Below are 13,741 nucleotides of genomic sequence, written 5' to 3' on the forward strand. Positions count from 1 at the left end.
GTGCCCGTGCCCGTCGCTCCCCAGGTCCTGCGTCATGCCGCGGACCCCACCACGCGCGACCGCGTCGCGCTGCGCACCGCCGACCGCTCCCGCACGTACGCGGCGCTCGGGGCCGACGTGCGGGCCGGGGCGACGTTCCTGCGCGCCGCCGGGACCGCCCCGGGAGACCTCGTGGCGGTGTCGCTGCCCGACCCGGTCGACCTGCTGACCGCCGTCCTCGCGGTCGACCTGGCGGGCGCGACACCGCTCGTGTGCGACCCGGCCTGGCCGCGCGCGCACCGCGCCGAGGTGCTGCGCGCGGTCCGGCCCCGCACGTTCGTCGAGGTGCCGCTCCCGCGCGGGACCGTGCGGGACGAGGAGACGACCGGCCGGCCGTGGCCGGGGTCGGGGTGGGGGCCGGGGCTAGGGCAGGGGCCTCGCGAGCCGTCCGCGGGGCCGGGTCCTCGCGAGCGGGCCGCGGAGGCTAGGGAGGCTGCCGCACCGCAGGGGGGTGCAGCACCCGCGAGCCCGCCGGCGCCCGGTCCCGACGACCTCGCCTGGGCGGGGTTCTCCTCGGGGAGCACGGGTCGTCCGCGCGCCGTCGTGCGGACGCGGGCGTCGTGGGCCGACTCGTTCGACGACGTCACGCGGCTGACCGGCGTCGCCCCGACGGACACGGTCCTCGTCCCCGGGCCGCTCGCGTCGTCGCTGTACTGCTTCGCGGCGGTCCACACGCTCGCCCTCGGCGCCTGCGCGTACCTCACCCGCACCCCGGCGGCCCTGACCGCGGCGCTCGCGCGCTGCGACGTCGTGCACCTCGTGCCGTCCGTGCTAGAGGAGGTCCTCGACGCGCTCGACGCGGGCGCGCCGTCCCGCCTGCGGCAGGTGGTCGTCGGGGGCGCGTCCCTCGCGGCGGACGTGCGCGGTCGTGCCTCCCGCCACGGCCTCGCCGTCCTCGCGTACTACGGCGCGGTCGAGCTCTCGTTCGTCGCCCACGACCCCGACGGGACCGGGCTCCGCGCCTTCCCGGGCGTCGAGCTCGACGTGCGCCCGCTCGCCGGGGCGAGCGTCGGCGAGGTGTGGGTCCGCTCGCCCTGGGTCGCCCGCGGCTACCTGGCGCACGCGACCGGGCCGCTGCGCCGCGACGGCGGCTGGGCCACGGTCGGCGACCTCGCCGAACCGCTCGCTGTCCCGCCCACCGAGCCGCTGGCCGACCCGCCCACTGAGCCGTCCACCGACCCCCTCGTGGAACCGCGCCGTGCTGCGGGCCCCCTCGGTGGTGCCGGGCTGGTCCTGCGCGGCCGCGGTGACGGCGCGATCCTCACCGGTGGCTCGACCGTCGTCCCCGAGGACGTCGAGGTCGTGCTGCGGGCCGTGCCGGGCGTGCGCGACGTCGTCGTGCTCGGGACGCCGCACCGCCGGCTCGGGGCCGTGGTCACCGCCGTCGTGGAGTGCGACGCGCGCCCAGGGCTCCGCGCGCACCTCGAGCGGGTCGCCCGGTCCGCGCTCGCGCCGAGCCAGCGCCCGCGCCGCTGGTACGGGACGCCCGCGCTGCCGCGCACGCCGTCGGGCAAGCCCGCGCGCGGCGCGCTGAGCGAGGCGCTCGGCGCGCAGGAGCACCCTGCCTCGGACCTGGTCCCGCTGCCGTGACCGCGGAGAGGACGGCAGGCGCAGCGGTCCAGGACGCCGACGCCAGCAGCAGCATGCCCGTGGTCGTCGCCGCGCGGCGCACGTGGATCGGCACGGCGGGCCACGGCCACCGCTCGCGCACCGAGGTCGACCTCGCGGCGGCGGTGCTGCGGGCCGTCGCCGACGACGCCCGGGCGTCCGGCGTCGAGGGCGACGTCGCCGACGTCGTGCTCGGGTGCTGCACGGGACCGGGCGGCAACGTCGCGCGGGTCGCGGCGCTCGCCTCCGGGCTGGGGGCCGAGGTGCCGGGACTCACCGTGGACCGGCAGTGCGGCTCCGGGCTCGCGGCGGTGCTGCTCGCGGCCCAGCAGGTGCGTGCGGGCGACGCCCGGCTCGTCCTCGCGGGTGGGACGGAGAGCGCGTCGACGGCGCCGGCCCGGACGTTCCGCGGGGCACCCGCCGGGTATGCGCGCGCGGCCTTCACGCCCGTCCCGTGGGCCGACCCGGAGATGGGCGCGGCCGCCGACGCGCTGGCGCGACGGCACGCCGTGACGCGCGAGCGGCAGGAGGCCTACGCCGCCCGCAGCCACGCCCGCGCCCTCGCCGCGCACGCGGCGGGTCGGTTCGACGCGGAGGTCGTCGCCCTCGGAGCGCCGTCCCGCGTGCCGACCGGGGGTCGAGGCCCGCTCGACCGCGACGAGCGTGCGCGCCGGCTCGACGCGTCGCGCCTCGCGCGACTGCCGGCGGCGTTCACGCCCGACGGGACGGTGACGGCTGGCACCGCGAGCCCCGTGAGCGACGGTGCGGCAGCGGTCGCCGTCGTCCCCGAGGCGGTCCGCCGTGCGCTCGGCATCCCCGGCCTCCGCGTCGTCGCCTCGGCGACGGTCGGGTGCGACCCCGCCGAACCGGGCTGGGGCCCGGTGCCCGCGACGCAGGCCGCGCTCGACCGCGCGGGCTGGTCGGTCGACGACCTGGCGGCCGTCGAGGTGGTCGAGGCGTTCGCGGCGCAGGTGCTCGTCGTCACCGACGCGCTCGGCCTCGACCCGCTCGGCGACGACGAGCGTGTCTGCGCCGACGGCGGGGCGCTCGCCCTCGGCCACCCGTGGGGCGCGAGCGGGGCCGTGTCCGTCGTCCGGCTGTTCTCCCGCCTCGTGCGAGCAGGCGCCCCGGCGGGGACGCGTGGGCTGGCGACTGCCGCGGTCGGCGGGGGCCTCGGTGTCGCGGCGCTCGTGGAGGTGGTCCGATGAGATGGCGGTCCGCACGCTCCCGCGGCGATCGCGCGCGCGACCTGCCTGACGAGGGCAAGAGCGACCTGCCCGACGGCCGCACGATCGACCTGCCCGACGAGGGTCACCGGCGCGGGACGCTCGGCTGCGTCGTCACCCTCGAGGACGTCCACGTGCGCCTCGGCGAGCGCGACGTGCTGCGCGGCGTCGACCTCGTGCTGCGCGAACGGCGGATCGGCGTCGTCGGGGCGAACGGGTCGGGCAAGAGCACGCTCGCCCGGCTGCTCAACGGGCTCGTGCTGCCGACGAGCGGTCGCGTCCTCGTCGACGGCCTCGACACCCGGCGCCACGGCGCGCGGGTGCGGCGCCGCGTCGGGTTCGTGTTCACCGACCCGGACGCGCAGATCGTCATGCCGACGGTCGCGGAGGACGTCGCGTACTCGCTGCGCAAAGTCCCGGCCGGCGCCGCGCGCGACGCCCGGGTGCGCGCCGCGCTGGAGGCGCGCGGGCTCGCGGACCACGCCGACCATCCCGCGCACCTGCTCTCCGGCGGGCAGAAGCAGCTGCTCGCGCTGACGTCCGTGCTCGTCACCGAGCCGGACCTCGTCGTCGCCGACGAACCGACGACCCTGCTCGACCGGCGCAACACCCGTTGCGTCGCGGCCGAGCTGGCGTCGCTCCCCCAGCAGGTCGTCCTCGTCTCGCACGACCTCGAGCTCGTGTCCACCATGGACCGCGTCGTTGTCGTCGACGGCGGCCGGGTGGTGGCCGACGACGAACCGGACGCGGCGCTCGCCTTCTACCGCCGCCTCGTCGACGACGACCTCCCGCCGTCGTCCGTGCTTTCCGCCGCGCGGAGGTCGGCCGCCGCGACGCCGGTCCGGCACGCGCCGACCGCGGCGGGTGGGAGCCGATGAGCGCGCCTGTCGCGGCGGCGTACCGCCAGGGGACGTCGCCGCTCCACCGGACGCCGGCGGGTGCGAAGCTCGTCGGCCTCGCGGTCGTGGGCGCGGGCGTCCTGCTGCTCCGTGACCCGCTCGCCGTCGGTGCGGCGGCGCTCGCGGTCCTGGCGCTCTACGCGCTCGCGGGAGCCGGCCTGCGCGTGCTGTGGAGCCAGGTCCGGGCGCTGCGCGTCGTCGTGCCGGTGCTGCTCGCGGTGCAGTGGTTCACGCTGGGCCCCGCGCCCGCCGTCGTGCTCACCGCTCGCCTCGTCGTCCTCGTCGCGCTCGCCGGTCTCGTGCTCGTCACGACGCGCTCGTCGGACGTGCTCGCGGCGATCGAGCACGGCCTGCGGCCGCTCGGCCGCGTGGGGGTCGACGTCGGACGCGTCGCCCTCGTCCTGTCGCTGGCCGTGCGCGCGGTCCCGGTGGTCGCCGCGCTCGCGGGGCGCGTCCGGGACGCGTGCCGCGCGCGGGGACGCGAGCACGACGTCCGCGCGTACGCCGTCCCGCTCGTCGTCGCCTCCCTGCGCCACGCCGACGCGACGGGCGACGCACTGCGGGCACGGGGCCTCGACGACTGAGACGAGACACCGAGCCCGCGAGGCAGTACCCCAGCCACGCGAGGTAGTGCCGTGGTCGCCGAGGTGGAGCCGTGGTCGCCGAGGTAGTGCGGTGGTCGCCGAGGTAGTGCGGTGGTTGCCGAGGTAGTGCCGTGGTCGTCTGCCCAGGGCTCTATTCGCGAACCAGGGCTCTACGTCGGCGACCAGGGCTCTATCTCGCGGTGAGCACGTACCAGGGTGAGACGACGCCGGGAGGGGTGGGTGGGGGCGCCGCGTCGTGGTGGGTCTGGCGGGAGCGCCGCGAGGAACGAGCGGCGCGGATGGTAGACGCGGCGCCCCCACCCACCCCGACACCCAGGGCGACCACGCGCCGTCGGGCACCAGGACCGCGGTACCTCGCGGTACCGCGGTACTACCTCGCGGGGCCGGAGTGCTCCGTCGGTGCGGCGGCGCGACCGTGGAGCGCGAGGATAGCGGCGGCGAGGATGACGACGACCGTGACGACGAGCATCGCGCGGTAGTCCACCGCCCCGACGAGCGCCGCGCCCAGCACGGTCAGCGCGAGCTGCGGGACGTTGAGGAGCATGTTCGTCGCCGCGGACACGCGCCCCTGCAGCCCGGCAGGCGTCCGCAGCTGCCGCTCGGTGACGAAGCCGACGATCGCCCAGGTCACGCCGAGCCCGACCGCCCCGAGCCCGACCATGATCGCGACGAGGTTCGACCCGAGCGTCGGGACGACGCCGAGGCCCAGCACGACGAGCGCGACCGCCACGAGGCGCTGCGAGCCCCAGCGGGCGACGAGCCGGGCCGCGGTGAGCCCGGCGACGATCGCCGTCACGGCCTGCACGGAGGAGATCGGGCCCAGCAGCTCGGGCGGGAGCCCGAGGCCGTCCTCGATGATCGCGAAGCTCACCGCGTTGAGCAGCCCGACGGCGGCGAACGCGCCGACCAGGGCGACGGTCAGTGCACCCAGCGGTGGGGTGCGCACGAGATGCCGGAAGCCCGCCGTGGCCTCCGCGAGCAACGGTTCCCGGTCCCCCGCCGAGGTCGGCGGCGTCTCGAGGAGCACGATCCGCCCGACGACGAGCGCGGCGACCGCGAACGCTCCCGACGCGGCGAGGACGAGCGGGACCGGACCTGCGAGCGCATAGGCGCCGGCGCCGACGACCGGCATGAGCAGCCGGAAGACCTGGTCGATCGTCGTGAGCCGACCGTTGGCGGGGGCGAGCGCGCCGTCGGGCAGCATGTCGCGGATCAGCCCCGACTGGGCCGCGGCCGTGGCGAAGCCGACGCCCGAGTACACGACGGTGACGGCGAAGACGAGCCACACCTGGCCCGGTCCGCGCACCGCGAGGAGCAGCAGGAGCGCCAGCGCGCCGACGAGGTACGACACGACCAGCATCCGGCGCCGCGACACGCGGTCGGCGACCTGACCGAGCACGGGCGAGACGAGGGCGGGCAGCCCGAGCGCGGCGAACACGAGACCCGCGGCACCGTTGGACCCGGTGAGGTCCTTGACCCACACGGCGAGGATGATCGCGAGGATCGAGTCGGCGAAGTTCGTGAACGCCCACCCCACGGTGAGGAGCCGGAACGGGCGCGACCTCAGGGCGGCCCGTGCGTCGGCGGGGATGGACTCGGCAGCCGGTCCGGAGCCGCGGTCCGCGGTGGCGGGCGCCGGTCCGGTCTCGACCTCGCCGCTCATCGCGCGTCCCCAAACGGCTCGTCGCCCGCGGGACCGGCCGCGTCGTCGGTCGTGGTGTCGGCACCGGCCTCGGTCCGGATGTCGGCGTTGACGATGCCGAGCAGGCGCGCGGGCCGCGACCCCGGCGGGCGCAGCGACGGATCCTCCCAGCGACCGACGAACCGGTCGGTGAGGGACTCGAGCTCGCGGGCGAGAGCGTCGAGCTCCTCGCGCGTCGCCCAGAACGAGGCCGACGTCTGCGTCGACGCGAGCAGCCACGCGGGATCCTCGGACCCCGCGCGGTCGAGCCAGTCGCGCAGCCGGGCGACCTCCTGGTCGAGCATCAACGTGGCCACGGCCCCGGCCGCCGGGAGGGAACCGGGCACCTGGGGGTCGAACCGCATCTGCCGGCCCTGACCGACGGCGCGCCACGGCTTCTCCTTGCCGCGCCGCTCGGCGGCCTCGACGAAGCCGTACTTGGCGAGCATCCGCAGATGGAACGAGCAGCTCGCGACGGACTCGCCCGTCGCCTCGGCGCACCGCGTCGCGGTGACCTCGCCCTCGTCGTCGAGCAGGGACAGGATGCGCAGCCGCAGCGGATGGGCGAGGGCGCGCATGCGTTCCGGGTCGGACGTGACGAGTGGTTCACGGCCGGGCTGCGGCGCGGGTGGGCTCATGGGCCGACCGTACAACGCTAAAGAGTTCTTGCGCAAGATGCCTTTAGCGTGCTCCTGGTGCCTTCTCCCGGGCGACTCGGCTCGCGGCGGACGCGTCGTGCAGCCGGCTCGCGACCACGACCACCCCGAGCACCGCGACAGCCAGGGAGACGCCCGCCAGCACGTCGGTGAGGAAGTGGTACCCGAGGTAGAGCCGGCTCCCCGCGACCGCCCCCACCACGACGACGGACGCGAGGACCCACCCGGCGAGCAGCCGCCCGCTGTGGTGCCGGTGCCACACGAGGTAGCCGCCCACCAGGACGAGCGTCGCCGCACCGATCGTGTGACCCGAGGGGAAGGAGAAGGACCGTTCGACCCCCGCGACGACCATCGACTCGTCCGCGGGTCGCGGACGCGCGATCAGCGCCTTGAGCACCGTCGACGTGAGCGTGGCCAGCACCATCGCGCCCGCGAGCAGCCCGGGCTCCCACCACGTCCCGGAGCGTCGCCCCCACACCACGCAGCCGACGGCGACCAGGAGCGGCAGCACGAACGGTCCGAAGAGGTCCGTGACGACCGTGAACACCGTCGTGAGAGCCGGGGTCCGGTGCGCGACCAGCCACTCGAGGAGAGGCTCGTCGAGCTGCCACAGGTCGTCGCGGTCGCGCACCGCGTCCAGCAGCACGACGAACCCGAGCGCGCCGAGCACCACGAGCGCGACCCCGGGCCACACGAGAGCCAGGACCTGGGACACCGGTCGCCGTCGCGCCTCGTCCTGCGGACCGCGCTCGCGACCCGCCCCCTCCGGCGGCCCCCCGCTCGCGCCACCCACCCCGCCCTGCTCCTCCGTGCCGTCCCCCGTGCCGTCCTTCGTGCCGTCCTTCGTGCCCCTCATCCCCGGACGCTACGCAGTGCCCCGCGTCCTCGCAGGTCGGGCCCGCCGGCCTGTGCCGACGGTCGGCCCGCCGCCGCGGCGTCGACGCCCTGCGCGTAAATCAGGTGCACCCGCCGTGCCGCGCGTGGTTCTGTGGTCCTACACCGCGGTGACGTCCGTCCGGTCCGTACCGGGCGGTGGAGGGTCCGGCCAGACCCAGCATTCCGACGTCACGAGAGCACACACCATGCATCCCCTCATCACGTACGACGTGGCGGCCCTCAGCCGTCGCGAGCAGCTGCAGGAGCAGACCCTGCGCCGCGAGCAGCTGCGCCGCACCACCGCCCGCGTCCCGGCGCGCACCCGGCAGGCCCGCCTGCCGCGTCGCACCGCATGACGCGCACCGACCGCGCACCGGCACGGGGACCCTCCCCGACGGACCGCGGCGCACCCCGAAGGCCCCGGACGCCCGGACCCACCACGGTCCGCGCAGCCGGGGCCTTCGTCGTCCCCGGACGTCGTCACGGAGGTCGTCCTGGACGTCGCCCCGGACAGCGCTGCGCACACCCGCGACTAGGCTGTCGGGCGTGAGTCCCGTGAACGCCACCGAACGCATCGTCTGGATCGACTGCGAGATGACCGGTCTCGACCTGGGCGCGGACGCCCTCGTCGAGGTCGCCGCCGTGGTCACCGACTCCGAGCTGACCGTGCTCGGCGAGGGCGTGGACGTCCTCGTCCGGCCGCCGGCCGAGGCTGTCGAGCAGATGGGCGACTTCGTGCGGCAGATGCACACGACGTCGGGCCTGCTCGACGAGCTCGAGACCGGGCTCACGCTCGCGGAGGCGGAGCAGCGCGTGCTCGACTACGTCCGCGCCTGGGTTCCGGAGCCCGGCAAGGCGCCGCTCGCCGGGAACTCCGTGGGCACCGACAAGGGCTTCCTCGACCGCGACATGCCCACGCTCATGGGGCACCTGCACTACCGGATCATCGACGTGTCCTCCGTCAAGGAGCTCTCCCGCCGCTGGTACCCGCGCGCCTACTTCGCGTCGCCGGAGAAGAACGGCGGCCACCGGGCCCTCGCGGACATCCTCGAGAGCATCGACGAGCTCCGCTACTACCGCGAGGCCGTGTTCGTGCCGCAGCCGGGACCGGACTCGGCGACCGCCCGGCAGATCGCCGCGCGCGTCAAGGCGTCCTCCGTCGCGCGACCCGTCGCCCCGACCCCGGAGGAGCCCGCCGTGGCCACCGTCACAGACCCCGATCCGGCCGACGGCGCGACGCGGTCCTGAACCCCCTCGCGGACCTAGTACACTTTTCGACGGCCGGTGCTCACGCCCGGTCGGCGCGTCCGCCCCTCGGGGACGGTCGCACATGGTGGGTATAGCTCAGCTGGTAGAGCACCTGGTTGTGGTCCAGGGGGTCGCGGGTTCAAGTCCCGTTACTCACCCCAAACGCGCAGGGCCCCTCGTTCGCGAGGGGCCCTGTTGCCGTCTCCGGCCCCGGAGGCATCGGGACGGACCGGTGCGAAGGCGACGAACCGCTGCACGGTATACGGTCGGTAACGATCCCCGGCGCGCCCCGTGACCGGCTCGCGCACGACCTCCGACTGTGGTCGGCTAGGACGCCGGAACCACCGAGGCTCGGAGGAAGCGCCCCGTGATCGAATTCCGCTCGGTCAGCAAGACCTACCCGGACGGCACCGCCGCGGTCGACGACTTCAGCCTCGTCGTGCCTCCGCACCGCACGACGGTGCTCGTCGGGTCGTCGGGCAGCGGCAAGACGACCCTCCTGCGCATGATCAACCGGATGGTCGACCCGACGGCCGGTGTCATCGAGATCGACGGCGAGCCCATCGCCGACAAGGACCCGGTCCGGCTCCGCCGCGGCATTGGGTACGTCCTGCAGAACGGGGGGCTCCTGCCGCACTACACGGTCATGGACAACGTGACGACCGTGCTGCGGCTCGAGAAGACCCCGAAGCGGGCCGCGCGCGACCGTGCGCTCGAGCTCCTCGACACCGTGGGACTGGACCGGGCGATCGCCGAGCGGTACCCGAGCCAGCTCTCGGGCGGGCAGCAGCAGCGCGTCGGCGTCGCGCGCGCCCTGGCCGCCGACCCGAACATCCTCCTCATGGACGAGCCGTTCGGCGCCGTCGACCCGATCGTGCGCGCCGAGCTGCAGACCGAGACGCTGCGCCTGCAGCAGGAGCTGCAGAAGACCATCGTGTTCGTCACGCACGACGTCGACGAGGCGTTCCTGCTCGGCGACCAGGTCGTCATCCTCGAGAAGAGCGCGAAGGTCGCCCAGGTCGGCTCGCCGAGCGAGATCCTGGAGAACCCGGCGACCGACTTCGTCGCGAGCTTCATCGGCGTCGAGCGCGGGGCCCGTGCCCTGCACACGAAGCGCACCGCGCGCGGCACGGTCCTCGTGGACACGACCGGCCGCACCCAGGGGGTCCTCGTCGAGGACGGCGCATGACCTGGGTCGCCGACAACCTCGACCTCATCGGACGCCTCACGGTCGAGCACCTGCGCCAGAGCGCCGTCCCCATCCTGCTCGGGCTCCTCGTGGCGATCCCCGCCGGCTGGTTCGCCCATCGCTTCCGCCTCACGCGCGGCCTCGTGCTGACGCTCGTCGGCCTCCTCTACACGATCCCCTCGCTCGCGCTCTTCGCGCTCCTCCCGCCGATCCTCGGCATCAGCTTCCTGTCCGAGGTCAACCTGATCATCGCGCTGACGATCTACGCGGTGGCCATCATGACGCGCTTCGTCGCGGACGCGCTCGACTCGGTGGACCCGGTCGTGCGGCAGGCCGCCGTGGCCGTCGGGTACGGGCCCTGGCGCCGGTTCTGGCAGGTCGACCTCCCGCTCGCGGGACCCGTCGTGCTCGCCGGCCTGCGCGTCACCGCGGTGTCCACGATCTCCCTCGCCACGGTGGGCATCCTCATCGGGATCGACAACCTCGGCTACCTCTTCACGAACGGCTACCAGCGGCAGATCGTCGCCGAGATCCTCGCCGGCGTGGTCGCGGTGGTCGTCATCGCCCTGCTGGTGGACTGGCTGCTCGTGCTCCTCGGCCGGCTGGTGCTCCCCTGGACCCGGACGGTGCGCGCATGAACCTCTTCGCCGAGGCGATCGCCTGGATCTTCTCGCCCGACCGGGCGGAGGGCGCGCTACCGATCTCCGAGGCGATCTGGACGCACCTCGCCTTCACGTTCGTCTCGGTGCTGATCGCCGTCGTCGTCGCGGTCCCGGCAGGCTGGCTCATCGGCCACACCGGCCGGGGACGCGAGGTCGCCGTCGCCCTCTCTGGGGCGGCCCGCGCGGTGCCGTCGTTCGGGCTCGTGCTGCTGCTCGTGCTCGTCCTCGGCGTCACGCACAAGATCGCGGCCTCGATCACGGCGTTCGTGCTCCTCGCGATCCCGCCGATCCTCGCGGGTGCGTACGCCGGGATCGAGGCGGTCGAGCGACGCGTGGTCGACGGCGCGCGCTCGGTCGGCATGACGCCCTGGCAGGTGCTGCACAAGGTCGAGGCACCTCTCGGCCTCCCCCTGCTCCTCGGCGGGCTGCGCTCCGCGACGCTCCAGGTCGTCGCGACCGTGACCCTCGCCGGGTACGTCGGCAACTGGGGCCTCGGCTTCTACATCATCCAGGGCATCCAGCTCCGCGACTTCGCGCAGATCCTCGGGGCTGCGCTGCTCGTCGTCGTCCTCGCTCTCCTGCTCGACGGCGCCTTCGCGATCCTGCAACGCTTCGTCGTGCCGCGCGGCGTGTCCGCCGGGCGCACCGCGGAGAGCCCGGGTAGACGACGACGCCGCACCGCCACCGCCCCGAACCCCGGCTGACCGCGCCGGACGCCCACCCCCCTCGATCTCACCGGAACCGGGACCGCACCGGACCCGACCTCAGAAAGGGACCCCACCCATGCGCACCTCACGTCGCACCCTCACCCTCCTCGCCGGCGCCGCGACCGCCGCCCTCGCGCTCAGCGCCTGCGGCAGCTCCGACCCGCTCGACAGCGACACGTCGGACGGCGGGGCCGCCGCCTCCGACACGATCGTCATCGGCTCCCAGGCGTACTACTCGAACGAGATCATCGCCGAGATCTACGCCCAGGCGCTCGAGGCCGAGGGGTTCGAGGTCGAGCGGGACTTCACCATCGGCCAGCGTGACGCCTACATGCCGGCACTCGAGAACGGCGAGGTCCACCTCTTCCCCGAGTACACGGGCAACCTCCTGCAGTTCTTCGACCCCGAGACGACGGCGACCACGCCCGAGGACGTCTACGCCGCGCTCCAGGAGGCCCTGCCGGAGGGCCTGACCGTCCTCGACCAGTCCACCGCGACCGACCAGGACTCCTACAACGTCACCGAGGACTTCGCGGCGCAGAACGACGTGAGCAGCCTCGTGGACCTCGCGGACCTCGACGTCGACCTCACCCTCGGAGGCCCGGCCGAGCTCGAGCAGCGTCCCTACGGACCCCAGGGCCTCCAGGACGTCTACGGCGTCGACGTCTCGTTCGTCGCGACCGGCGACACGACGGTCCAGGACCTCGTCGCGGGCACGGTCAACGTCGCGAACGTCTTCAGCGCCGACCCGCGCATCCAGACCGAGGGCCTCGTCACGCTCGACGACCCCGAGGGCCTGTTCCTCGCGTCGAACGTCGTGCCGCTCGTGAGCACGGACATCGCCGCCGAGATCGCCGACGTCATCAACCCGGTGAGCGCCGCCCTCACCCCGGAGGGCCTCATCGACCTCAACGTCCAGTCGACGGTCGACCAGCGCTCGACCGAGGACATCGCCGCCGACTGGCTCGCGGAGAACGACCTCGCCTGAGCCCCTCCCCGGTCGCCTCGGCTCACCCCGGGGCGACCGGCCGGGTCGCGGGTCGCGCGCTCGTGGTTGCCCTGGGACGGCCGGGGCGGGTCACGCGCTCGGGCTGCCGCGCCGTCACCCGGGCCCGTCGGCTCGCCTTTGAGGAGCGCAGCTCTGACGCCCTTCGCACGTCACCCGCCCCGACCTTCGTGAGGTCGCCACGGGCGGCGACCACCGCGGCGGCGCGCGTGGTGAGCCGACGACGGACGAGGTGGGGGCGGGGGCCGGGGGCGACGGGTCGTGGCGGGTCTGGCGGGAGCGGCCCGAGGGACGAGGGCCGCGGATGGTAGACCCGTCGTCGTCGGCCCCCGACCCCGCCGGACCCAGCCACGTCTGCCGACCCGGCCGAGTGCTCAGCGGCGGACGCGGGCGGCGATCGCGTCGGCGAAGCGGTCGAGGGCGCCGGGGGCGAGCGCCATGAAGAGCGACGGCTCGGTGAGCTCGAGCTCGATGACGACGGTCCCTCCCTCGTTTCCGGTGACGAGGTCGACACGCGCGTAGAGGAACGACGACGCGTCACCGTCGGCGACGGCGTCCGCTGCGACGGCGAGCGCGTTCTGCGCGACGGCGACCTGCTCGTCGCTCGCGCTGAACGGGCTCATCTCCTCCTGCTGGTACAGCCCGCGCGTCGGGCGGTGCGGCCCCGTGAGGAGCGCGTTCTTGCGCACGGCGTGCGAGAGCTTGCCGTCGACGAAGATCAGGCCGGTCTCCCCCGCCGTGTCGACGCTCGTCACGTAGGGCTGCACCATGACCTCGCGCCCGGAGACGAGGAGGTTCTTCGCGTGCTGGATCGCGAGGCCGCGCGAGTACGCCTCGCCGGACTGGTAGCGCCCGGTGTCCTTGGCGCCCGCGCTCACGACGGGCTTGATGACGAAGTCGCCCTGGGCGGGCAGCCGCGTGTGGATGGCGCGGGACGAGAGGTTGCGCGCCGGGTCGAGCCACAGCGTCGGGATGACGGGCACACCCGCCTCCTCGAGCCCACGGAGGTAGCCCTTGTCGGTGTTCCAGCGCAGGACGCGCTCGGTGTTGAGGATCCGCGGGACGCGCGCGGCCCACGCGACGAACTCGTCGCGGCGCGCGGAGTAGTCCCAGGTCGAGCGGACGACGACGGCGTCGAAGGCGTCCCAGTCGACGTCGGGGTCGTCCCAGACCGCGGGCGAGGCGTCGACGCCGCGGTCGCCGAGCGCGCGGACGAGCGGGGCGTCGTCGGCGTCGAGGTCGGGAAGGACGGAGCAGGTCGCGAGGGCGACGCGGGGGGCGGAGGTCTCGGTCGTCACGGGGTCGAGACTAGGGGACGCGGACCGGACGCGAGACCCGG

General features: G+C 74.8%; 14 protein-coding genes and 1 tRNA gene. 11 read left to right on the forward strand and 4 right to left on the reverse strand.

The window, feature by feature from the left end; genetic code table 11:
• Nucleotides 1-6 precede the first annotated feature (6 nt).
• From AC4H2G_RS13020 to AC4H2G_RS13035, 4 genes are read left to right on the forward strand one after another with little or no spacing between them, the layout of a single operon-like run.
• Nucleotides 7-1,629: a class I adenylate-forming enzyme family protein gene (locus tag AC4H2G_RS13020; RefSeq protein ID WP_494366161.1), complete on the forward strand. Its 1,623-nt coding sequence runs from the start codon at nt 7-9 to the stop codon at nt 1,627-1,629.
• On the forward strand, nt 1,626-2,855 hold the full coding sequence (locus tag AC4H2G_RS13025; protein ID WP_494366162.1) for a thiolase family protein: 1,230 nt from the start codon (nt 1,626-1,628) through the stop codon (nt 2,853-2,855). Before AC4H2G_RS13020 ends, AC4H2G_RS13025 begins: the two co-directional genes overlap by 4 nt.
• Nucleotides 2,852-3,751, forward strand: coding sequence for an energy-coupling factor ABC transporter ATP-binding protein (locus tag AC4H2G_RS13030; RefSeq protein WP_494366163.1), 900 nt, complete (start codon nt 2,852-2,854; stop codon nt 3,749-3,751). Before AC4H2G_RS13025 ends, AC4H2G_RS13030 begins: the two co-directional genes overlap by 4 nt.
• Nucleotides 3,748-4,356 (forward strand): CbiQ family ECF transporter T component, encoded by a 609-nt coding sequence (locus AC4H2G_RS13035; protein WP_494366164.1) that lies wholly within the window; start codon nt 3,748-3,750, stop codon nt 4,354-4,356. Before AC4H2G_RS13030 ends, AC4H2G_RS13035 begins: the two co-directional genes overlap by 4 nt.
• Before the next feature lie 391 nt (nt 4,357-4,747).
• Here the strand turns inward: AC4H2G_RS13035 and AC4H2G_RS13040 are convergent, their stop codons facing one another.
• Genes AC4H2G_RS13040 through AC4H2G_RS13050 form a run of 3 tightly spaced genes read right to left on the reverse strand, consistent with a single transcriptional unit; the run spans nt 4,748 to nt 7,570 of the window.
• Complete coding sequence (locus AC4H2G_RS13040; protein WP_494366165.1) at nt 4,748-6,040, reverse strand: MFS transporter; 1,293 nt, start codon at nt 6,038-6,040, stop codon at nt 4,748-4,750.
• Nucleotides 6,037-6,696, reverse strand: a complete 660-nt coding sequence (locus AC4H2G_RS13045) for a helix-turn-helix domain-containing protein (RefSeq protein WP_494366166.1) — start codon at nt 6,694-6,696, stop codon at nt 6,037-6,039. Before AC4H2G_RS13045 ends, AC4H2G_RS13040 begins: the two co-directional genes overlap by 4 nt.
• A gap of 43 nt (nt 6,697-6,739) precedes the next feature.
• The gene (locus tag AC4H2G_RS13050) at nt 6,740-7,570 is read right to left on the reverse strand and encodes a phosphatase PAP2 family protein (RefSeq protein WP_494366167.1); all 831 of its coding nucleotides are present in this window, start codon (nt 7,568-7,570) and stop codon (nt 6,740-6,742) included.
• Between the two features lie 226 nt (nt 7,571-7,796).
• Here AC4H2G_RS13050 and AC4H2G_RS13055 point away from each other — a divergent pair, with 226 nt between their 5' ends.
• From AC4H2G_RS13055 to AC4H2G_RS13085, 7 genes are all read left to right on the forward strand, one after another.
• Complete coding sequence (locus tag AC4H2G_RS13055; protein ID WP_494366168.1) at nt 7,797-7,946, forward strand: hypothetical protein; 150 nt, start codon at nt 7,797-7,799, stop codon at nt 7,944-7,946.
• Between the two features lie 190 nt (nt 7,947-8,136).
• Entirely contained in the window at nt 8,137-8,838 is a 702-nt protein-coding gene (orn, locus tag AC4H2G_RS13060; protein ID WP_494366169.1) for an oligoribonuclease, read from the forward strand.
• Between the two features lie 85 nt (nt 8,839-8,923).
• Nucleotides 8,924-8,999: transfer RNA gene (locus AC4H2G_RS13065), tRNA-His, on the forward strand.
• A gap of 206 nt (nt 9,000-9,205) precedes the next feature.
• On the forward strand, nt 9,206-10,027 hold the full coding sequence (locus AC4H2G_RS13070) for an ABC transporter ATP-binding protein (protein ID WP_494366170.1): 822 nt from the start codon (nt 9,206-9,208) through the stop codon (nt 10,025-10,027).
• On the forward strand, nt 10,024-10,665 hold the full coding sequence (locus tag AC4H2G_RS13075; protein ID WP_494366171.1) for an ABC transporter permease: 642 nt from the start codon (nt 10,024-10,026) through the stop codon (nt 10,663-10,665). The genes AC4H2G_RS13070 and AC4H2G_RS13075 overlap by 4 nt, the downstream gene beginning before the upstream one ends.
• Nucleotides 10,662-11,393, forward strand: a complete 732-nt coding sequence (locus AC4H2G_RS13080) for an ABC transporter permease (protein WP_494366172.1) — start codon at nt 10,662-10,664, stop codon at nt 11,391-11,393. The genes AC4H2G_RS13075 and AC4H2G_RS13080 overlap by 4 nt, the downstream gene beginning before the upstream one ends.
• Nucleotides 11,394-11,472: 79 nt before the next feature.
• Complete coding sequence (locus AC4H2G_RS13085; RefSeq protein ID WP_494366173.1) at nt 11,473-12,384, forward strand: ABC transporter substrate-binding protein; 912 nt, start codon at nt 11,473-11,475, stop codon at nt 12,382-12,384.
• 392 nt (nt 12,385-12,776) lie between these two features.
• Here AC4H2G_RS13085 and AC4H2G_RS13090 read toward each other — a convergent pair whose 3' ends face one another.
• Nucleotides 12,777-13,700 carry an ATP-grasp domain-containing protein gene (locus tag AC4H2G_RS13090; protein ID WP_494366174.1) on the reverse strand — a complete coding sequence of 308 codons (924 nt, stop codon included), beginning with the start codon at nt 13,698-13,700 and terminating at the stop codon, nt 12,777-12,779.
• Between the last annotated feature and the right edge of the window lie 41 nt (nt 13,701-13,741).

This window comes from Cellulosimicrobium sp. BMG9.23, assembly GCF_059159985.1.